This window comes from Streptomyces sp. MB09-02B (genome assembly GCF_033794485.1).
Lineage (GTDB): Bacteria > Actinomycetota > Actinomycetes > Streptomycetales > Streptomycetaceae > Streptomyces.
Genome location: NZ_JARGEE010000982.1, coordinates 1 through 681 on the forward strand (window position 1 = coordinate 1; position 681 = coordinate 681).

1 pseudogene is annotated in these 681 nt (G+C 69.5%); it reads right to left on the minus strand.

Annotated elements, in window-relative coordinates:
• Positions 1-425, minus strand: a pseudogene (locus tag P1P70_RS45455) (phosphoribosylamine--glycine ligase); the annotation flags it as partial.
• Positions 426-681: the final 256 nt, after the last annotated feature.

Genomic DNA, 681 nt, shown 5'->3' on the forward strand with positions numbered 1-681 from the left:
AGGCGGGGGCTGGTGGTGATCTTGGCCGCGCCGTCGCCGCTGTAGTGGCCGATGCGGTAGATGTCGACGCCGAATTCCTGGGGCGGGTCCACGGTGATGTGGAAGTCGATGGATTCGCCGGGGGCGGCGGCACCGGCTGCGGTGAAGCCCTTGATCTGCCGGCGCACGTCGTCGGCGGAGCGCGGGCCGCCCGGTGCGGTGCGGGGGGCGGGCACACGGGCTCGTGTGCCGGTGCGGCCTCCTTTGGCCGGGGGGTCCGGCTCCGGCGGGCCCGGCTCCACGTACCACGGCACCACATGGCCCGTGTCGTCGAAGTACGTCACATTGCCCCGTAGCCAGGGGACGGGGCCCTGGCCGAAGGGGTCCGTCACGGCGTGGGCGAGTGCGCCCGACTCCCAACGGCGGATGTGGTGCTCCGAGCCCATGAATGGTCCCCTCCCTCGTCCCCCGTGAGCTTTCGTAAGCCCTTGCTATGTACGCGATCGGTCCCAGCACATCACATTACGCACGCGCTCCGTCACCGTTCGTTGCTAATTGGCGAGAGTGGAACAACTGGCTCCGGGTGGGGAGTTGGCCTGGGCGGCTTGAGAGCGGGTCGAAGGCGCGTCGTAGGCGGGTACTGCCGCAGGTGGGGGCGGTGTGCGCTCCTGCGGGTGCGGGGGCTGTCTCTTATACACATAT